We start from the raw sequence: 18,847 nt of genomic DNA, 5'->3' as shown, positions 1-18,847 counted from the left end.
GTTATGGCCGCGACCGCTGCACCGAGAGGCACCTAATGTCGCGCCAGCGCAAATCCGTTGCACCCCAGCACCGTCGCCGCACTCTGGCAGCGGGCGCCGCGCTGGCCCTGGGGTTGAGCCCCCTGGGATTCGCGCCGACAGCGAGCGCCGACCTGGAAGATCTGCTCGACCCGAGCTACTGGTTGGACCCGGCCAGCTGGTTCAACCCGGGTGATGTCGGCACCGCGGTGTTCGACCCCGACGCCCTGGGCCTTGGGGATCTGTCGACCTGGTTCGACGGTGTGGGCGCGGCCGACTTCAGCTTCTCGACCGTCAGTCTCGATGACTTCGCGCAGAGCATCTACCTGGATCTGCACGCCGGTATGCAGGACTGGATGTCCAGCTCGTTCGGGCAGCAGTTCGGCGACCTGATCAATCCGCTGTTCGCTTCCGATTCCGTGTGCGGGCTGATCTGCAACGGTGTCGACGGCACCGACGTCGACCCCAACGGTGGCGGCGGTGGCTGGCTGTTCGGCGACGGCGGCGCGGGCTATGACTCCGATGTGGCCGGCCTGGCCGGCGGCAACGGCGGCGCGGCCGGGCTCTTCGGCAATGGTGGCGCCGGCGGGATCGGTGGCGATGGCGCCGACGGCGGCGACGGCGGCACCAGCGGCACCCTGATCGGTATCGGCGGGGCGGGCGGCGACGGTGGCGCGGGCCTGGCCGGCGGTAACGGTGGCGACGGCGGCGACGGCGGGGGCGCGGCCGGAAAGTGGTTCTCCTTCGGCGGTGTCGGCGGAAACGGCGGAGCTGGGGGCGATGCGGCGGATGGCACCGGCGGCAACGGCGGCCTGGGTGGCAACGGCGGTTCCCTGGCTGTGGCCGGCGGTGCCCCCGATAGCGGCGTTAAGCACAGTGGCGCGTACCTGTTCAAGATCGGCGGCGAAGGCGGAAACGGCGGAGCCGGTGGTAGCGGGCTGACCGGTGGCGCCGGCGGAAGCGGAGGCAGCGGAGGCTTTTCGACGTCTCAGGTGACTGGGGTCGTCGGCAGCTCCGGCGGACAGGGCGGCGCTGGCGGCGACGGCGACACCGGGGGGGCCGGCGGAAATGGCGGAATGGGCGGCGGCGCCACCTCCGTCTTCGGCCTTACCGGCGGTAGCGGCGGCACGGGCGGAGCCGGCGGAGCCAGCGACGGTGACCTGACCACCGGCGGCGCCGGCGGCACCGGTGGTCACGGCGGTTCCGTCATTGCGATCTTCGGCGGCAATGGCGGGGCGGCCGGCAATGGTGGTGCGGGCGGCGACGCGGGCGGTGACGGTAGCACCGCAGGTGCGGGCGGTGACGGAGGCTTCGGCGGCATCGCTATGACGATCTTCGGCAGCACCGGTGGCGCGGGTGGAGTCGGTGGCGACGGCGGCGCGGTCTCCGGTGTCAACAGTGTCGCCGGTGCAGGCGGCGACGGCGGTGCGGGCGGGATAGGCAGTCTGCTCAGCGGCGGCCAGGCCGGTGCGGGCGGTGCCGGCGGAACGGGCGGCGCCAGCACCGGAACCGGCGGCATCGCCGGTACCGGCGGCGGTGGCGGCAATGCCGGTTCGCTGGGCGGCCTTATCAGCTCGCCCGATCAGTTCGGTGCGTTCATCACTCAGCTCGCGCTCCTCAGCGGGAAGTCCACTGAGGAACTGCAGGCCCAGCTCGACAAGCTCGCCGGGCTGTCCGAAAATCCCCTATCCACACTGACCTCCGCCAGCGGCATTTTCGGCGGCAGTGGCGCCGACGGCGGGGCCGGCGGGGCCGGGGGCATCGCCAGCGGCGCCGGCGGTCTCGCAGGCGACGGCGGCAACGGTGGCGACGGCAGCGGCGGCGGCTTCCTGGGCGGCTCGGGTACGCCCGGCACTGGCGGCGCAGGCGGTAATGGCGGCAACGCCAGCGGCACTGACGCCGTTGCCGGCAATGGCGGAACGGGCGGCGGCGGTGCCATAGCCTCGCCGATCGGCGGCAACGGCGGCGTCGGCGGCGTCGGCGGTGCGGGTGGCAACGGCTCCGAAGGAGCGTTGGCCGGCTACGGCGGTAGCGGTGGAAGCGGCGGCGCCGGCAGCCCGTTCAGCGGCAGCGGTGGTGCCGGCGGTGCCGGCGGGGCCGGGGGCACCAGCGGTGGCGGGGTCGCCGGCCAAGGCGGCGCCGGGGGTGTCGGCGGCACCGGGTTGGGCGGCCTGCTCAACAACTTCAACAACTTGGGCGGAACCCCAGACACGTCGCCCAGCGGCGGCGCCGCCGGTGGCGGTGGCGGTGGTGGCGGTGGCGCCGGAAATGCCGGCACCGGCGGTGATGGTGGCGTAGGCGGAGCGGGCGGTATGGCCAACGGTGGCCAGGGTGGGACCGGTGGCACCGGAGTCAACGGCGGCACCGGCGGCACCGGCGGGGACGGCGCCGCGGGCAGCGGCACCAACTACATTTCCGGCGGCGTCGCCGGCGGCACCGGAGGCACAGGTGGTACCGGCGTCGGTGCGGGCAGCACTGGCGGCAACGGCGGCACCGGCGGAGGCAGCACCACCGTGCAGGGTGGGACCGGCGGAAATGGCGGCATCGGGCTGGATGGCGGTACCGGTGGCAACGGCGGGCAGGGCGGCAACGCCGGCACCAGCGGCGCCGACTACACCACGCCGGCTGGCGACGCGACCGACGCCACCACGCAGCCGGGAGGCGCCGGCGGCGTCGGCGGCAATGGCGGCGCCGGTGGCACTGGCACCGCGGCGGCCAACGGTGGCGACGGCGGTGCCGGCGGGAACGGCGGTAATGGCGCAGGCGCCACCGAGACCGGTCCCGGCGGTGCCGGGGGCGCGGGCGGCGCAGGTGGTACCGGCGGACAGGTCGGCCCGAACGGCGACGGCAGCGGCGGCGTCGGGGGCAACGGCGCCAACGGCGGTGCGGACGGCGCGGCTGGTCAGGCCGGCGGCGTCGGCGGCAACGGCAGCGCCGACGGAACCCCGGGCGCGCCCGGGACGCCCAGCGCGAGTTCCGACAGCGGAAGCTGACCTGATCCAAGCCACCCACCGGGTGGCAGGATGAACGAATGGCAACCGGCAGCACCGCGCCCTTCGACCCGATCGATCCGCTGAGCCTGGACACCCTGCTCTCCGACGACGAAATCGCGCTGCGCGACACCGTCGCCAAGTTCTGCGTCGAACACGTCATGCCGCACATCGCCGAATGGTTCGAGATCGGCGACCTGCCGGCTCGCGAACTGGCCCGGGAATTCGGCAAGCTCGGGCTGCTGGGCATGCACCTGGACGGTTACGGCTGCGGCGGGGCATCGGCGGTGCATTACGGACTGGCCTGCGTGGAGTTGGAGGCCGCCGACTCCGGCCTGCGCTCCCTGGTGTCGGTGCAGGGCTCGCTGGCCATGTACTCGATCTACAACAACGGTTCCGAAGAGCAGAAGCAACAGTGGCTGCCGGGCATGGCCGCCGGTGAACTGATCGGCTGCTTCGGGCTGACCGAGCCCGACGTCGGCTCCGATCCGGCCGCCATGACCACCCGGGCCAAGCGTGACGGATCCGATTGGGTTCTTAATGGCCGGAAAATGTGGATCACCAATGGCTCCATCGCCGACGTCGCGGTGGTGTGGGCGGCCACCGACGACGGCGTCCGCGGTTTCATCGTTCCCACCAACACCCCGGGGTTCACCGCGAACACCATCCACCACAAGCTGTCGCTGCGCGCGTCGATCACCAGTGAACTGGTGCTCGACGACGTGCGTCTGCCGGCCGAGGCCATGCTGCCGAAGGCCCGTGGCGTCAAGGGCGCGTTGGCCAGTTTGTCCGAGGCGCGTTACGGAATCATCTGGGGCGCAATGGGTGCGGCCCGCTCGGCCTGGCAGGCGGCCCGCGACTACGCCACGCAGCGCACCCAGTTCGGCAGGCCGATCGCCGGTTTCCAGCTCACCCAGGCCAAGCTCGTCGACATGGCCCTCGAACTGCACAAGGGGCAGCTGCTGTCGCTGCACCTGGGCCGGCTCAAAGACAGCGCCGGGCTGCGGCCCGAGCAGGTCAGCTTCGGCAAGCTCAACAACACCCGCGCCGCACTGGAGATCTGCCGCACCGCACGAACCATTCTGGGAGGCAACGGGATATCACTGGAATACCCGGTGATTCGGCACATGGTCAACCTGGAGTCGGTGCTGACCTACGAGGGCACTCCCGAGATGCATCAACTGGTGCTCGGTCAGGCGTTCACCGGTCTCGGCGCCTTCCGCTGATACGGGGCGACGGCCCCGGAAGGTAAACCCGGGCTTCCCTGATGAATTCTCACATGGCATGGTTGTGAAAATGACGAGTCGCGAGGTTCTGGGGCAACAGGCGGCGGCATTCCTGGCGCTGCACCAAGCGGGTAATCCGGTGATCCTGCCAACCGTGTGGGATGCGTGGTCGGCCAAGCTGGCCGTGGGCGCCGGATTCGCCGCGCTGACCATCGGCAGCAAGCCGGTTGCCGAATCGATGGGCAAGACCGACGGCGAAGGTATGTCGTTCGCCGAAGTCCTGGAACGGGCACGCCAGATCACCGCCGCCGTCGATGTGCCGGTGTCGCTCGACATCGAGTCCGGCTACGCCGAGTCGCCCGCCCGCCTGGTCGAAGGCCTGCTGGATGCCGGGGTGGTCGGGTGCAACATCGAAGACTCGGTGCACAGCGAAGGCAAGCGACTGCGGTCGTCATCCGAGCACGCCGAGTATGTGGCCGCGCTGCGGGCGGCCGCTGACGCCGCAGGACCGCATCTGGTGATCAACGCCCGCACGGACCTGTTCCTTCGCAAGGACGGTGACGACACCGACCGCGTCGACCGCGCGATCGCCCGGCTGACCGAATGCGCTCACGCGGGAGCGGACGTGCTCTACCCGGTCGGTTTCCATGACGCAGCGACCCTGCGCGTCCTGGCGTCCGCGCTGCCGAAACCGGTCAATGCCCTGGCCGCACCCGATACCGCCGACCCTGCCTCGTTCGGTCCGCTCGGCATCGCTCGGATCAGCTTCGGACCGCTATTCCAGGCCGCCCTGGGCAAGCACGCCGGCGAGCTCCTGGCTCGCTGGGCCTGAGCGCAGCCTTCCCATACCGTCGACACCGAATTTGACACCTGTTAAGTTCGTCGTCGTGGACAACATTCGCGGTAAGACCATCGCCATCACCGGCGCCGCCCGTGGTATCGGGCTGGCCACTGCCACCGCCCTGCTGGCGCGTGGCGCTCGGGTCGTCATCGGCGACCGTGACGTCGCCATTCTGGACAAGGCGGTCAAGCAGCTGAGTTCGAGCGGTCAGGTCTCCGGCCACCCGCTGGACGTCACCGACCGCGAATCGTTCTCGATGTTCTTGGACAAGGCCCGCGCCGACGGCGAAGGCCACATCGACGTGCTGATCAACAATGCCGGCGTCATGCCAGTCGGGCCGTTCCTCGACCAGACGCCGGAGACCATCCGCTCGGCGACCGAGGTCAACTTCTACGGCGTGCTCAACGGCTGCCAGCTGGTGCTTCCCGAGATGGTCAAGCGACGCAGCGGCCACATCATCAACATCGCCTCGATGGCCGGGATCGTGGCGGTGCCGGGCCAAGTGCTGTACGCCGGAACGAAATTCGCCGTCGTCGGCCTGAGCACCGCGATGTCCGATGAGTTCGCTCCGCAGGGCGTGTCGGTCTCCGCCGTGCTACCGACCTTCACCAACACCGAATTGATCTCGGGCACATCGCCGTCGGCGGCACAGAAGCCGGTAGAGCCCGAAGACATCGCCGCCGGGGTCATCAAGGTGCTCGACAAGCCCAAGACCCTGGTTTCCGTACCCGGTTTCGGGCGTCGCGCGGCGATCCTGGCAACCCTGCTGCCGGATCGGGGCCGTCGCTGGCTGAACAAGAAGACGCACAACGACACCGTGTTCCTGCAGCTGGACACCGCGGCCCGCAAGGCCTACGAGGACCGGGCGCAGCACGCCACCGGCGTCGTCGAAAGCGACTGAGCCCCAGGGGGATCACTCCCAGCGGACTCCCAGCCAACCCGCAGCGCGACTCAGTAGCGTCACCCGTAGGGGAATCCCGGGTCGAAGGGGTGCGCCGAAATGAAGATGGGTCTGACGTCGCTGGGCGTCGCGGTCTGTTGCATTACCGCGATCATGGCACCGACACCGCTGGCTTATGCCGACCGGTCGGACCCGCACAAGCCCGATTTGACCCAGAACTGGTGTCCCGGTGGGCAATGGGGATTCGGGCGGCTGCGGGTGTGCGACGGCGAGCACTATCCCGACGGGTCGTACTGGCACCAGTGGATGGGCGGCAACGGCTGGGTGGGTCCGACCTGGAACTACGACTGCGTAGGCGACAGCGGTAACAACGTCATGCCGGCTCCGCCACCGCCCGGCGGCTGCGAAGGGGCGATTCCCCCAGACGCACCGGCGCCACCCGACCAACCTCCACCACCTGGCCAGCCGGCACCACCCGACCAGCCGGCACCACCGGCACCCTGAGTCTGTTTACCCCAGTGCCTGATCCAGGTCGGCGATCAGATCGTCGGTGCCCTCCAGCCCGACGGAGATCCGCACCACCCCGTCGCCGAGCCCGATCGCGGCACGCCCGTCGGGTCCCATCGCCCGGTGGGTGGTGGTGGCCGGGTGGGTGATCAGTGACTTGGCGTCGCCCAGGTTGTTGGAGATGTCGATCAGCGTCAGCTTGCCCAGCAGCTCGAATGCCCGCTGCTTGGCGGCACTTTGGGGTGCATCGAGCTCGAAGGTGATGACGGTGCCGCCGCCGGACATCTGCCGGCGGGCCAAATCGTATTGCGGATGCGACGCCAAGAAGGGGTAGCGCACCCAGCGCACCGCCGGATGCCGCTCCAGGAACTCCGCGATCTTCAGCGCTGCGGAGTTTGCGTAGTCAACCCGAATTGCCAGTGTTTCAAGGCCTTTCAGCAGGATCCACGCGTTGAAGGCACTCAGCGCCGGTCCGGTGTGCCGCATCAGGGTCTGTACCGGGCCGTCGATGTATTCCCGGTCGCCCAGGATCGCCCCGCCCAGGACCCGGCCCTGCCCGTCGAGGTGCTTGGTGCCGGAGTACACCACCACATCCACCCCGAGCGGTAGACCCTGCTGCAGCAGCGGGGTCGCGAACACGTTGTCCAGCACCACTTTCGCGCCGGCAGCGTGGGCCAGCTCGGTGACCGCGGCGATGTCGACCAGTGACTGCATCGGGTTGGACGGTGTCTCGAAGAACACCGCGTTGGTGGGTACCGAGAGCGCCTGCTCCCACTGCGCCATGTCCTCGCCGTCGACGAAGACGGTTTCCACGCCCCAGCGGGGCAGGATCTCGTTGCAGATCACGAAGCAGGACCCGAACAGGCTGCGCGCGGCCACCAGACGGTCGCCGGCTTTCAACAGCGCGCCGAGTGCCACGAACACCGCCGCCATGCCGCTGGCGGTGGCGAACGCCGCCGGGGCCCCCTCGATCAGGCGCAGCCGTTCCTCGAACATCGACACCGTCGGGTTGCCGTAGCGCGAGTAGACGAACCGGTCGACCTCGCCGGTGAACGCCTGCTCCGCGGCGGCCGCGGACTCGTAGACGTATCCGGAGCTCAGGAACAGCGCCTCGGCGGTCTCCTCGAACTGCGTGCGCAGCAGACCACCTCGGACCCCGATGGTGGCCGCGCTGACACCGTCCGGCAGCGGTTTCGGGATGCGGACGGAGCGGGTCGGTTCCGGCCGACTCATGACTGCTTCCAGGGCAGGCCGACGGCTCGCCAGCCGGTGCCACCCCGGTGAGCGTGCTCGTCAAGCTGGCCCTCGAAGCCGTCCAACACGTTGTAGGACGGGGTCAATCCCAGCGCGGTACCGGCTTCGGCGGCCCCAATGGAGCGGTTGCCCGAGCGGCACAGGAAGATCGCAGGCCCGCTGCCGACGCGCGCGGCCAGTTCGCGGGAGAAGTCCAGGTTGGGGGTCCCGTCGGAGTGAACCCACTCGATGCAGACCACGTCGCGGCCCAGACCGGACACGTCAGGCAGCCCGACGAAGCGCCATTCGGCGTCGGTGCGCACGTCGATGAGCGTCGCCGCCGGGTCATCGCGCAGTATCGCCCAGGCCTGCTCGGGTGTGATATCTCCTGCGTAGCTCACCTGCGGAAGTCTCGCACCTGAACCAGTTTGACGCCACGGGGGGTCACGGCCAGAGCTTGCCCAGAACGGTCGCCACCTGCGCCGCGCGGTCGCGGGCGACCGTGATGTCTGGCCCGGTGGCCAGCGCCAAGCCCAGCCGCCGACGGGGGTGCCCCTCGTGGTGCCCGAACACCACGACATCACTTTCGGTCACGCTGAGTGCATCGGCGACCACCGCCACACTGTCCGGCGTGGTCTCGGCCGCGGTGCCGACGCGGCGGCGCGAGTAGATCAGCCGGGCGGCGCCGGGCGAGACCATGATGGTGTCGGTCGCCAGCCCGAGGATCCCCCGCGCCTGCAGCTCGAAACCGGAAAGCCGCTGCGTACGCAACGTCAGCAGGGTGGCGTCGTACGGGCGCACGTTGACCCCGGCGAAATACACCTCATCGCCGTATACCAGCAGATCCACCCCGAACAGGCCGCGTCCACCGAGAGCGCGGGCGACCCGCGCGGCAATCGACTTGGCCGCATCCAGCGCCACCGGGCTCATCGGGTGCGGTTGCCAGAATTCCACCGTCAGTTGGCCGTTCGGCTCCTCGACGCTGCGGTGGCCGATCGGTACGCAGAAGTCCAGCGCCGGCCCGTCCGGACCGTCGCGGTGGACGGCCAGCAGGGTGACCTCGCTGTCGAACTCGACCACCGTCTCGGCCAGCACCCGCGGCGGCGTCTCCGAGGTGCTGGCGGCCACCGCGCGCTGCCAGGCGGGTTCGATGTCGCTGTCGCGGACCATCACCGAACGGCCCTCGCCGAGCGAGCCGCCCACCGGTTTGACCGACATCGGGTAGCCGGCCCGCTCGGCCACCGCGCGCAGTTCCTCGACCGAGCCGGCAAACCAGAACGGCGCGGTGGGCAGTCCCAAGTCGTCGGAGGCCAGCCGCCGCATTCCCTCGGCGTCGGCGGCCAACCGGGCACCGCGGATGCCGGGCACCAATTCGGTGAATCCGGTGTCGACGGCGGCGGTCAACGCGTCGGTCGCCACCACCTCGGAGGCGACCACCACGAATTTCGGCTGCAACCATCTGATGGCCGCCGCCAGCTCGTCGTTGTCGCCGAGGTCCACCACCACCGAGCGATCAACAACGCCGTGCAACGGGGAGTCGGCGTAGCGGTCGACGGCGATCACCTCGGCGCCCAGGCGCTGCAGCGCCGTCACCAGCTCGCGACTGAGATCACCGGACCCGAGCAACGCGACCCTGGTACGGCTGGGACCGTCGGTGGGCAACCGCTCGGTCGCCAACTCACCCGCCTCGCCGTTCACCGCCCACCCTCCCCGCGCCACGGCAAATGTTGCATGCTGCTCCAGGATAGGGGTGAAAGCGGACGGAGGTGCAGCGACGGTGAACGCCGCACTGTTGGGTCCCCTGGTGGCCGCGGTGCTGGTCGCGGCCATCGCGCGGCATCGCAAACTGTCCGCGCCGCTGGTATTGGTGATCACCGGCCTGCTGGTCGGGCTGATCCCCGCGGTGCCGGAGATCGTCCTGCGGCCAGACCTGGTGCTGTTCGTGATCCTGCCGCCGCTGCTGTGGTCGGCCGGGTTGGAAAGCTCCGTGATCAGCATGCGCCGCAACAAGCGCCCCATCATCCTGCTGGCCGTCGGGCTGCCGCTGGCCACCACGGTCGCCGTCGGCGTGGTCGCCTACTACACCGTGCCGGAGCTGACCCTGGCCGCGGCGCTGACGCTGGGCGCGATCGTGGCGCCGCCGGATGCGGTGTCGGCGACCGCCATCGGTCGCCGCGTCGGATTGCCGCGCCGGATCATGACGCTGCTGGGCGGCGAGAGTTTGCTCAACGACGCGACGGCGCTGACCGTCTACAAGGTGGCGCTGGCCGCGGCCATCGGTGTGGCGACCGGCTGGGGCATGGGTCTGCTGACCTTCGCGCTGGCCGCCGTGGGCGGCGTGGCGGTCGGGGTGGCGTTCGGCGCCGTGATCGTGGTGATCCGGGCCCGGCTGACCGACCCGGTGGTGGAGAGCGCGGTCGGTCTGCTGGCCCCGTTCGTCATCTACCTGGCGGCCGAAGAGATCCACGGCTCCGGGGTGCTCGCGGTGGTGGTTGCCGCATTGATCCTCGGACAGCGCTTCACCCGCGCCCACTACGCCACCCGACTGCAGGACCAGGCCGTCTGGCGCGCGGTGCAACTGGTGCTGGAGTCGTTGGCGTTTCTGCTGATCGGACTGCAACTGCCGGCGGTGGTGCAGAACCTGCATGGGGTGCGCTTCTCGACCCTGACCGTTGCGTCGCTGGCGGTGTTCGGGACGCTGCTGGTGGTGCGGGCGGTGTGGGTGGTGACGTTCGCCTACGGGCCCCGGATGCTCTCGGCGAAGGTCCGGCAGCGTGAACCCGCACCGACCCCGGGCCAGGTGTTCGTGCTGGCCTGGGCCGGCATGCGTGGCGTGGTGTCGCTGGCGGCCGCGTTCGGTGTGCCACTGACGACGCTGTCCGGGCAACCGTTCCCGGGCCGTCCGCAGCTGGTGTTCCTGACCTTCGTGGTGGTGGTGGGCACCCTGCTGCTGCACGGGCTGACGCTGCCCTGGGTGATCCGCCGGCTGGGCGTTCCCGTCGACCAGGACCATGCCGATGCGATCGCCGCGGCCGCCGCGCAGGACAAAGCGGCCCTGGCCGCGGCCGAGCGCCTGGACGAAGTGCTCGCCTCGACGGAACCGTCACCGGCCAGCGAACGCGCCGCCGACGCGTTGCGCGGCTTGAACACCCGGCGGCGCAACGCGGCCCGGGAACGGCTGCGCCGCTTCGACCCCGACCACGACGACAGCGACGAGACCGCCGCCGCGGCGTTTCGCCGGCTCCGGCTGGAGATGCTGGCCGCCGAGCGGGTGGCGCTGATCAATGAACGCGACCTCGGCCGGATCGACGATCAGGTGCTGCGCGCTGTGCTGCACCGGCTGGATCTGGAAGAGGCGACCCTGAACCTGGATTAGGTGGCGGCTCTAGCCCATCCGAATAGAGTCGGTCCCATGAGTGTGCTGACGTCACCGAAGACCTACACGGGCCTGGCTGCCTTCCAAGCCGCCGACGCGGTGCTGTGCGCCATCCCCGCGCCGTTCATCACCACCGCGCTCGACACCGTCGGATGCCCGCAAGAGGTCAGGCCGGTGCTGCCGATCGTCAAAGCCGCTTCAGCGGTCGGCCTGCTGTCGGTGCACCGGTTTCCGGGACTGGCACGGCTGACCACCGCGGCGTTGACGTTGTATTTCGTTCTCGCGGTCGGCGCGCATGTCCGAGTCCGCGACAGCATCGCCAACACCGTGCCGGCCGCGTCGTTTCTGGCCCTGTTCGCGGCGATGACGCTGCGGGGGCCGCGCGCAGCTGACTAGGGCTGCCCCGGCAGCAGCCGCACCATCAGCCCCTGCGCCTCGGCCAGCACGGTCCCATCGGTGTCGGTGAGCTCGGCCCCGATGAACGCCTTGCGCCCCTCGGCCTTGTCGATCCGCCCGTGCACCAGCAGCGGGGTGTCGATCGGGGTGACTTTGCGGTAGTCGACGTGCAGGAACGCCGTCCGGCTGATCGGGCGGTTCGCGGCGTGCACCACCATCCCGAACATCCAGTCGAACAGCAGCGGCAGCACGCCGCCGTGCACCGCGTTGTTGCCGCCCACATGGAACCGGCTGAACGAACCCTCCATCGAGACACCGTCGGGCTCGAAGCGGCTGATCCGCCACGGCGGCATCAGCAGGCTGCCCATGCCCGGCAGCGACGGTGCCCGCCCGGCCGGGGCGACTCCCGCCGGCGCCGGGTACTTCTCCAATAAACCGACCAGCGCTTCGACGCGGTCGGCGGCGTCGTCCCAGGTGGCGTCGTCGGGGTCGGTCGACACTGACAGGTCCTGCAGGCGCCGCATGGTGGTGACGAACCGCGCGAAGCCCGGACTCGGGTCGACGAGCGCGTAGTCGGGGAATCCACCGTGGTTGGCGTAGTCGGGATCGCTGGCCGTGTCGTCGGCGCCGTCCGGGGACTGTCCACCGCTCACGCGGCGCCGCCCCTCACCACATCGCGTCGCACGATGGTCTGCTCTCGCCCGGGGCCGACCCCGATGCACGAGACCTGCGCGCCGGCGATCTCCTCGAGCCGTGACACGTAGTCGCGGGCGTTGGCGGGCAGCTCCTCGAACGTGCGGGCACCGGAGATGTCCTCCCACCAACCCGGCAGTTCCTCGTAGACCGGCTCGGCACGAGCGAATTCTTCCTGGGTCATCGGCAGCTCGTCGGTGCGTTTGCCGTCGACGGTGTAGCCGACGCAGACCGGCACGGTCTCCAGGCTGGAGAGCACATCGAGCTTGGTCAGGAAGTAGTCGGTGATGCCGTTGACCCGGGTGGCATAGCGGGCGATCACCGCGTCGAACCAGCCGCAGCGGCGCCGGCGGCCGGTGGTCACCCCGACCTCACCGCCGGTTTTGGACAGGTATTCGCCGTTGGCGTCGAACAGTTCGGTGGGGAACGGACCCGAGCCGACCCGGGTGGTGTAGGCCTTCAGGATGCCCAGCACCGTGGTGATGCGGGTCGGTCCGACACCGGAGCCGACGGCCGCACCGCCCGCGGTCGGGTTGCTCGACGTCACGTACGGGTAGGTGCCGTGGTCGACGTCGAGGAGGGTGCCCTGCGAGCCTTCCAGCAGCACGTTCTCACCGCGGTCCAGCGCGGCGCCCAACAGCAGGCTGGTGTCGGCGATGCGGTGCTTGAAGCCCTCGGCCTGCTCCAGCAGGTCTTCGAGAACCTGCTGCGGCTCCAGCGCCTTGCGGTTGTAGATCTTGACCAGCACCTGGTTCTTGAAGTCCAGGGCGGCCTCGATCTTCTGGGCCAGCGACTCGTGGTCGAGCACATCGGCGACCCGGATCCCGATTCGGGCGATCTTGTCCTGGTAGCAGGGGCCGATCCCGCGGCCGGTGGTGCCGATCTTCTTGCTGCCCATGTAGCGCTCCGTCACCTTGTCGATGGCGACGTGATAGGGCATCAGCAGGTGCGCGTCGGCGGAGATCAGCAGCCGTGAGGTGTCGACGTCACGGCGTTCCAGTCCGGCCAGCTCCTCGAGCAGCACTCCCGGGTCGACCACCACACCGTTGCCGATGACGTTGGTGACGTGCGGCGACAGGATCCCGGAGGGGATCAGGTGCAGTGCGAAGTTCTCCCCGGTGGGCAGCACCACGGTGTGGCCGGCGTTGTTGCCGCCCTGGTAGCGCACCACCCACTGGACTCGTTCACCGAGTAGGTCGGTCGCTTTCCCTTTGCCCTCGTCGCCCCATTGGGCGCCGATGACGACGATTGCCGGCATGGATTTCTCGCTAACTGTCTTGGCTTACTGTGGTCCAGCCGGGGACTGAGCCTATCTGAAGCGATTCACAAGGAGCGTGTTGAACGCCACTAACGGCACGGACAGCCTGAAGATGCCGCCTGAAACCGTCGTCTTGCTGTTTGCCGGACGGCCGCTGCCGCGCCCCTTGCGCGGGCTGCCAACGGTTCAGGTCGACGAAGATGCGGGAGGCACCGATGCCTTGAACGCCTTGGACGCCGCCATCGACCGCTACCGCCGGTTGGTGGTGGTAGGAGCCGACGCGGACCTGGCGCGGATATTAACCCGGCTGATGCGCACCGACCGGCTCGATGTCGAGGTGGGTTACGCACCGCGACGGCGCACGCCCGCCACTGGGGCCTACCGGCTGCCGGCCGGATGGCGGGCAGCGCGGCGGGCACGGCGGGGCGTCGCCCACCCGGTGCCGCTGGTGCGCGACGACGCCGGCACCGCCCTGGTGGGTGTCGGCCGGTGGCTGCCGGTGGACGGCGCCGCAGTGCTGCACGGCGAGGGAATCGTCGACGACGCCACCCTCTTCGACGGGGATGTGGCCGCCGTGCTGATCGAGCCGACCGCCACCGCACCGGGTGTGCGCGCCGGTGTCCCGGACCGGCGCGGCCGGGTACGGCGCTGGGTGACGGGTCGAGCGGCACAGCTGGGCACCACCGGCGCACTGGTGGTGCGCGACGGCAGCTACGGCAGCCGCACGGTGAAGCGGTCCACCTTTTATCGGCACATCGAAGACTGGTTGCTTGTCAGATAGGTTCACGGGCGTGAACGTGCGTCCCCTGCGCGGCCAGGCGGTACGGCCCAGCCCGGTCTTCCTGGCACTAGTGGCCCTGACTGCCCTGGGCGGCGCGCTGGCCTGGCGGGCAGGCGAAGAGATCCGGCCGCTCGCCTACGCCGGGGTGTTCGTGTTCGTGATCGCCGGCTGGCTCGTCTCGCTGTGCCTGCACGAGTTCGGCCACGCCTACACCGCCTGGCGGTTCGGTGACCACGGGGTGGAGATGCGCGGCTATCTGACCCTCAACCCACTGCGCTACACCCATCCGGGGCTGTCCCTGGTGCTGCCGATGCTGTTCATCCTGCTGGGCGGCATCGGGCTGCCGGGCGGGGCGGTCTACGTGCAGACGTCGTTCATGACGCCACGACGACGCACCCTGGTCAGCCTGGCGGGTCCGGCGGCCAACCTGGTGCTGGCCGTGCTGCTGCTGGGCGCCACGCGAACCCTCTACGATCCCGCGCACCCGGTGTTCTGGTCCGGGGTGGCGTTCCTGGGCTTCCTGGAGTTGACCGCGGTGGTGCTGAACCTGCTGCCGATACCGGGGCTCGACGGCTACGGCGCACTGGAGCCGCACCTGAGTCCGGCGACCCGCCGCGCCGTGGCGCCGTTCCAGCAGTGGGGTCTGCTGGTGCTGCTGATGCTGCTGCTGGCATCGCCCGCACTGAACCACAAGTTCTTCTCGCTGGTGTTGTGGTTCTTCGACCTGTTCGACGTGCCGCGCCTGCTGGTGTCGTGGGGTTTGAGCCTGACGCAGTTCTGGAGCGCCTGGTTCTAAAGTTCCAAGCCGCCGCGCGGACCGGTCCGCATATATTCAGCTCCCATGGGCGCCGGTCACGATCACCGTCACACCGACACCCGGCTTTCCCGGATGGTCGTCGGCGCCGCGATCCTGACGGCGTTCTTCGCCATCGAACTGACCACCGCCATCACCATCAACTCGATGGCGCTGCTGGCCGATGCCGGCCATCTGCTGACCGACCTGGCCGCGCTGTTCATGGGGGTGGTGGCGGTGATGCTGGCCCGGCGCGGCAGCACCTCACCGTCGCGCACCTATGGCTGGCACCGCGCCGAGGTGTTCACCGCGGTGGCCAACGCCGTGCTGCTGATCGGGGTGGCGACGTTCATCCTCACCGAGGCGATCCGCCGCATCGGCACCGCGCCGGACGTGCCCGGTGTGCCGATGATCGTGGTCGCCGTCGCCGGGATCACCGTCAACATCGGCGTCGCCTTGCTGTTGCGGTCCCACTCTGCCGAGAGTCTCGCGGTCCGGGGCGCGTACATGGAGGTGATCGCCGACACCGTCGGCAGCGTGGGCGTGCTGATCGCCGGTGTGGTCACGATCACCACCGGATGGCCGTACGCCGACGTGGTGGTCGCGGTCTTCGTCGCGCTGTGGGTGCTGCCGCGCGCGTTCGCGCTGGCCGGGGCGGCCCTGCGGATCCTGTCGGAGGCCTCACCGAGCCACATCGACGTCGCCGAACTCCGCGCGGCGCTCGCCGCCGTCGACGGCGTCACCGACGTGCATGACCTGCACGTCTGGACGTTGGCTCCGGGCCAGGACATGGCCACCGCCCACCTGGGCACCAGCGCCGACGCCGGCCGCGTGCTGGCCGACGCGCGGGCCGTGTTGGCCGCCCGCGGGCTGACCCACGCCACCGTGCAGGTGGAACCTGCCGGACAGGGTGGTCGCTGCCCACTCGGGTGCTGATGACTTAGGGCTCGCCCTGGGTCAGCTCAACCCCAGCGCAGAGCGCGCGCCGGGGTCGCAGTCGTCGAGCAGAGCCAGACAGCGCACCTGCTCGTCGGTCTCCCCAATGGTGTCGGCGGCTCGCGCCAGCGCGGCCACACACCGCAAGAAGCCACGGTTGGGCTCATGCGCGTATGGCACCGGGCCGTAGCCCTTCCACCCGTTGCGGCGCAGCTGGTCCAGGCCCCGGTGGTAACCGGTGCGCGCGTAGGCGTAGGCGGTGACCGCTTTGTCCTCGGCCAATGCCGCTTCGGCCAGCGCCGCCCATGCCACCGAGGCAGCCGGATGTGCGGCCGCGACAGTCGTGGGGTCCTGGTTGGCCCGCAGGCCGGCCTCGGCGTCGGGGTCGCCGGGCAGCAGGATCGGATCGGGGCGCAGGAGATCACCGGTGTGAATCACATCGTTCATTCTGCCGTGCCGTCCATGGCCAGCCACTCCAGCAGGCCGGCGCCTTGCTCAGTAAACTGGCGCCAGCCGATCCGAATCAGCCGGGCGGACATTGGAGGATCAGCCACTCATGCCGAACCCACCGGAACCGGACAACACCGAGCCGACCGAAGGCGGCGCCGCTCCCACCGAGCAGCCCGACGGCGACGAGCAGGTCACCGAGGCGCAGCCCGTCACCTCGGGCGAGGACGAGACCGCGACGGCCGTCCTGGCGGAGACGCCGGCAGAAGCCGACGCCGTCACCGAGGTGATCACCACCGAGGCCACGCCCAAGGAACCCGGACCCGACGGATCACCGGAACGCCGCTTTACCGCACCCGGATTCGACGCCGGGCACACCGAGGTCATCCCGTCGGTGGGCGACGCGGACACCGAACTGATCGCCCAACAAGGCGATGACTCGGGAAAGGCGATACCGCAACAGATCCCGGCTCGGGTCGGCGGCAAACTGCCGTCCACCGTCTCACGCAGCTGGGGCTGGGTGATGGCGGTGATCCTGATCATTCTGGCGCTCGCGGTGATCGCGGTGCTGGGCACGCTGTGGCTGACTCGCGACACTCGGCAGGCCGCCTCGCAGGAAGAACATGTGCGTGCCACGATCCAGAACTTCGACATCGCCATGCAGAACGGTGATCTGGCCGCATTGCGCAGCCTCACCTGCGGCGACATCCGCGACCGCTACGTCAACTACGACCAGAAGGCCTGGGACGACACCTATCGGCGGATCGCGGCGGCCAAGCAGTACCCGGTTGTCGCCAGCATCGATGAGGTCGTCGTCAACGACGGTCAGGCCGAAGCCAACGTGACCGCCTTCATGGCCTACGAGCCGCGGGTGCGCTCAACTCGCAGCTTCGACCTACAGTTCCGCGACGACCAGTGGAAGATCTGCCAGTCGCACGGCAGCTAGCAAGGTTCGTTGACTCTGCGCCTACGGCGGGGCTTACTCGAACTTCCCCGCCGTGGACGCAGAGTCATCCCTGAAGGGGTGGGGTCCGGTCAAGGGGTTGGTGTGCTGCGGTTTGTTCGGTTTCGGGATATGTGCGGGCAGCGCTGAATAAGGGGTGGGGTCAAGACGCAGCGCCCGCAGCGTAGCGAGGACGAACGGTCTTGACGGCGACCCGTTTCAGCGCAGAATCGGCGCAGAGCCGAGAACGGCAAGCTCGGTATTGCGGTTGTGGGTGATGCGGCTCTCCAGTGTGATGCCGGATTAGGCATAGGCAGGGCCCGGGTTGTTCCGGGCTGCCGGTCATCCCTTCGCCCAGGCCATCAGGCAGGGCATGGAGCGGTGCGGCGTGCGATACGCGGGGTCAATCAACGCCACGGCCATGCCCCAGGCGGGGAGGCCAGACTCTGCGGCGACCACGCACATACCGCACCCGGATTTCTCACGCTGCGTCCTTGGCCAGGGCCCGGACATGTCCGTCGCGCAGGCCATAGAAGACCAGGGTGAGCAGCTTGCGGGCCGCGGCGACTTTGGCGATATTCCTGCCGCGCCGGGCCGCGATCCGGTCTTTGTCGACTCCGATCTTTGCCGTGGTCTTGTGCTGGATCGCCTCGACGGCCGCCCAGCGCACCAGCCTGGATCCCTGCTTGGTGATGTGCCCGCGATGCACCACGGTGTCGGACTCGTAGTGCCGCGGTGTCAGCCCAGCCCACGAACACAGCTGCGCTGGGCCAGGGAAGCGGTGCACGTCGCCGATCTCGGCCACGAACACGGCCGCCAGGACCGGTCCCACACCCGGCAGTTGTTGGATCGCGCGGTAACCGGCGTGGTGTTGCAACTCTGTGGCGATGCGCTCGGACAGGGCGGCCTGCTCGATATCGAGGATGTCGATCAGGCGTAGCAGTGAGGCCACCCGCTGGGCATACACGCCAGATAGCGGGGTGCGTTCCAGGCGCTTGCGGGCAGCGGTGCCGAACAGATCCGTTGCCACGATCAACACCCCGGCCTTGGCCAAGACCGCATGCACCTGTGCTTTAAGCCCCGATCGCAGGGCCACCAGCTTCGCGCGGTAGCGGACCAGTTCACGCAATTCCCGTGTTGCCGGCGGGGCGATCCAGGCCTCCGGTAACCGGTTCATCCGCAGCAGATCCGCCAGATCGCCCGCGTCACGCACGTCGTTCTTGACTCGTCGGTACCGGAACCCTTTGACACCTAACGGATGCGCCAGATGAACATTGGCACCCGAGGCCTGCAGGAGATCGACCGCCCAGTACCAGCCGTAGGTAGCTTCGAGCACCACCTCCGGATTCGGCCCGGCACGCTCGATCTCCAACGCCAACGCCACCGGATCGTTGACGATCCGTATCGCCGACAGCTGCTCCCCGGTATCGGTTTGACGGACGATCACCGAACGCTGTCGATGCAGGTCGGTCAATCCCGACGAACTGTTTTCCGGCATACTCGCTCAT

Annotated in this window: 17 protein-coding genes and 1 pseudogene; 11 read left to right on the top strand and 7 right to left on the bottom strand. The window is 69.4% G+C overall.

Annotated elements, in window-relative coordinates:
- Positions 1–35: 35 nt before the first annotated feature.
- From ABW16_RS26465 to ABW16_RS16150, 5 genes are all read left to right on the top strand, one after another.
- Entirely contained in the window at positions 36–3,011 is a 2,976-nt protein-coding gene (locus ABW16_RS26465; RefSeq protein ID WP_052956944.1) for a PGRS repeat-containing protein, read from the top strand.
- Positions 3,012–3,049: 38 nt separating this feature from the next.
- Entirely contained in the window at positions 3,050–4,234 is a 1,185-nt protein-coding gene (locus ABW16_RS16165) for an acyl-CoA dehydrogenase family protein (protein WP_047320214.1), read from the top strand.
- Between the two features lie 70 nt (positions 4,235–4,304).
- A complete protein-coding gene (locus ABW16_RS16160; protein ID WP_047320213.1) occupies positions 4,305–5,066 on the top strand; it encodes an isocitrate lyase/PEP mutase family protein in 762 nt (253 codons plus the stop codon).
- Between the two features lie 55 nt (positions 5,067–5,121).
- Positions 5,122–5,976, top strand: a complete 855-nt coding sequence (locus ABW16_RS16155; protein ID WP_047320212.1) for an SDR family oxidoreductase — start codon at positions 5,122–5,124, stop codon at positions 5,974–5,976.
- Positions 5,977–6,075: 99 nt separating this feature from the next.
- Positions 6,076–6,480 (top strand): hypothetical protein, encoded by a 405-nt coding sequence (locus ABW16_RS16150; RefSeq protein ID WP_047320211.1) that lies wholly within the window; start codon positions 6,076–6,078, stop codon positions 6,478–6,480.
- Between the two features lie 6 nt (positions 6,481–6,486).
- Here ABW16_RS16150 and ABW16_RS16145 read toward each other — a convergent pair whose 3' ends face one another.
- The 3 genes from ABW16_RS16145 to purT are packed head-to-tail and all read right to left on the bottom strand — an operon-like array spanning position 6,487 to position 9,414.
- Complete coding sequence (locus ABW16_RS16145) at positions 6,487–7,716, bottom strand: O-succinylhomoserine sulfhydrylase (RefSeq protein WP_047320210.1); 1,230 nt, start codon at positions 7,714–7,716, stop codon at positions 6,487–6,489.
- Entirely contained in the window at positions 7,713–8,117 is a 405-nt protein-coding gene (locus tag ABW16_RS16140) for a rhodanese-like domain-containing protein (protein WP_047320209.1), read from the bottom strand. Before ABW16_RS16140 ends, ABW16_RS16145 begins: the two co-directional genes overlap by 4 nt.
- 43 nt (positions 8,118–8,160) lie before the next feature.
- Positions 8,161–9,414, bottom strand: coding sequence for a formate-dependent phosphoribosylglycinamide formyltransferase (purT, locus tag ABW16_RS16135; RefSeq protein ID WP_047320208.1), 1,254 nt, complete (start codon positions 9,412–9,414; stop codon positions 8,161–8,163).
- Positions 9,415–9,493: 79 nt separating this feature from the next.
- Here purT and ABW16_RS16130 point away from each other — a divergent pair, with 79 nt between their 5' ends.
- Together ABW16_RS16130 and ABW16_RS16125 are read left to right on the top strand one after the other, a co-directional pair.
- Complete coding sequence (locus ABW16_RS16130; protein WP_047320207.1) at positions 9,494–11,092, top strand: Na+/H+ antiporter; 1,599 nt, start codon at positions 9,494–9,496, stop codon at positions 11,090–11,092.
- A 36-nt stretch (positions 11,093–11,128) separates the two neighbouring features.
- Positions 11,129–11,488, top strand: a complete 360-nt coding sequence (locus tag ABW16_RS16125) for a DoxX family protein (RefSeq protein ID WP_047320206.1) — start codon at positions 11,129–11,131, stop codon at positions 11,486–11,488.
- Here the strand turns inward: ABW16_RS16125 and ABW16_RS16120 are convergent.
- Together ABW16_RS16120 and ABW16_RS16115 are read right to left on the bottom strand one after the other, a co-directional pair.
- A complete protein-coding gene (locus ABW16_RS16120; protein WP_047320205.1) occupies positions 11,485–12,141 on the bottom strand; it encodes a PaaI family thioesterase in 657 nt (218 codons plus the stop codon). The genes ABW16_RS16125 and ABW16_RS16120 overlap by 4 nt on opposite strands.
- Positions 12,138–13,439 carry an adenylosuccinate synthase gene (locus ABW16_RS16115; RefSeq protein WP_047320204.1) on the bottom strand — a complete coding sequence of 434 codons (1,302 nt, stop codon included), beginning with the start codon at positions 13,437–13,439 and terminating at the stop codon, positions 12,138–12,140. The genes ABW16_RS16120 and ABW16_RS16115 overlap by 4 nt, the downstream gene beginning before the upstream one ends.
- 112 nt (positions 13,440–13,551) lie before the next feature.
- Here ABW16_RS16115 and ABW16_RS16110 point away from each other — a divergent pair, with 112 nt between their 5' ends.
- The 3 genes from ABW16_RS16110 to ABW16_RS16100 are packed head-to-tail and all read left to right on the top strand — an operon-like array spanning position 13,552 to position 15,949.
- Positions 13,552–14,220: a hypothetical protein gene (locus tag ABW16_RS16110; RefSeq protein WP_047320277.1), complete on the top strand. Its 669-nt coding sequence runs from the start codon at positions 13,552–13,554 to the stop codon at positions 14,218–14,220.
- 10 nt (positions 14,221–14,230) lie between these two features.
- The gene (locus ABW16_RS16105; RefSeq protein ID WP_047320203.1) at positions 14,231–15,016 is read left to right on the top strand and encodes a site-2 protease family protein; all 786 of its coding nucleotides are present in this window, start codon (positions 14,231–14,233) and stop codon (positions 15,014–15,016) included.
- A gap of 45 nt (positions 15,017–15,061) precedes the next feature.
- Complete coding sequence (locus ABW16_RS16100) at positions 15,062–15,949, top strand: cation diffusion facilitator family transporter (RefSeq protein ID WP_047320202.1); 888 nt, start codon at positions 15,062–15,064, stop codon at positions 15,947–15,949.
- 21 nt (positions 15,950–15,970) lie between these two features.
- Here the strand turns inward: ABW16_RS16100 and ABW16_RS16095 are convergent, their stop codons facing one another.
- A complete protein-coding gene (locus tag ABW16_RS16095; RefSeq protein WP_200900675.1) occupies positions 15,971–16,387 on the bottom strand; it encodes a DUF3151 domain-containing protein in 417 nt (138 codons plus the stop codon).
- Between the two features lie 118 nt (positions 16,388–16,505).
- Here ABW16_RS16095 and ABW16_RS16090 point away from each other — a divergent pair, with 118 nt between their 5' ends.
- Entirely contained in the window at positions 16,506–17,342 is an 837-nt protein-coding gene (locus ABW16_RS16090) for an Rv0361 family membrane protein (protein ID WP_047320200.1), read from the top strand.
- Between the two features lie 478 nt (positions 17,343–17,820).
- On the opposite strand, the pseudogene ABW16_RS16085 reads toward ABW16_RS16090, so the two are convergent.
- A pseudogene (locus ABW16_RS16085) lies at positions 17,821–18,847 on the bottom strand (IS110 family RNA-guided transposase).

This window comes from Mycolicibacter heraklionensis (genome assembly GCF_001021505.1).
Taxonomy (GTDB): domain Bacteria; phylum Actinomycetota; class Actinomycetes; order Mycobacteriales; family Mycobacteriaceae; genus Mycobacterium; species Mycobacterium heraklionense.
Note: the sequence above shows the minus strand (reverse complement) of the source record. Positions and strands in the feature narration are given on the sequence as shown.

Excerpts from the sequence above, each read along its gene's own strand:
- ABW16_RS26465 (WP_052956944.1), top strand. The coding sequence starts at position 36 with ATGTCGCGCCAGCGCAAATCCGTTGCACCCCAGCACCGTCGCCGCACT.
- ABW16_RS16165 (WP_047320214.1), top strand. The coding sequence starts at position 3,050 with ATGGCAACCGGCAGCACCGCGCCCTTCGACCCGATCGATCCGCTGAGC.
- ABW16_RS16160 (WP_047320213.1), top strand. The coding sequence starts at position 4,305 with ATGACGAGTCGCGAGGTTCTGGGGCAACAGGCGGCGGCATTCCTGGCG.
- ABW16_RS16150 (WP_047320211.1), top strand. The coding sequence starts at position 6,076 with ATGAAGATGGGTCTGACGTCGCTGGGCGTCGCGGTCTGTTGCATTACC.
- ABW16_RS16145 (WP_047320210.1), bottom strand. The coding sequence starts at position 7,716 with ATGAGTCGGCCGGAACCGACCCGCTCCGTCCGCATCCCGAAACCGCTG.
- ABW16_RS16125 (WP_047320206.1), top strand. The coding sequence starts at position 11,129 with ATGAGTGTGCTGACGTCACCGAAGACCTACACGGGCCTGGCTGCCTTC.
- ABW16_RS16115 (WP_047320204.1), bottom strand. The coding sequence starts at position 13,439 with ATGCCGGCAATCGTCGTCATCGGCGCCCAATGGGGCGACGAGGGCAAA.
- ABW16_RS16110 (WP_047320277.1), top strand. The coding sequence starts at position 13,552 with ATGCCGCCTGAAACCGTCGTCTTGCTGTTTGCCGGACGGCCGCTGCCG.
- ABW16_RS16100 (WP_047320202.1), top strand. The coding sequence starts at position 15,062 with ATGGGCGCCGGTCACGATCACCGTCACACCGACACCCGGCTTTCCCGG.
- ABW16_RS16090 (WP_047320200.1), top strand. The coding sequence starts at position 16,506 with ATGCCGAACCCACCGGAACCGGACAACACCGAGCCGACCGAAGGCGGC.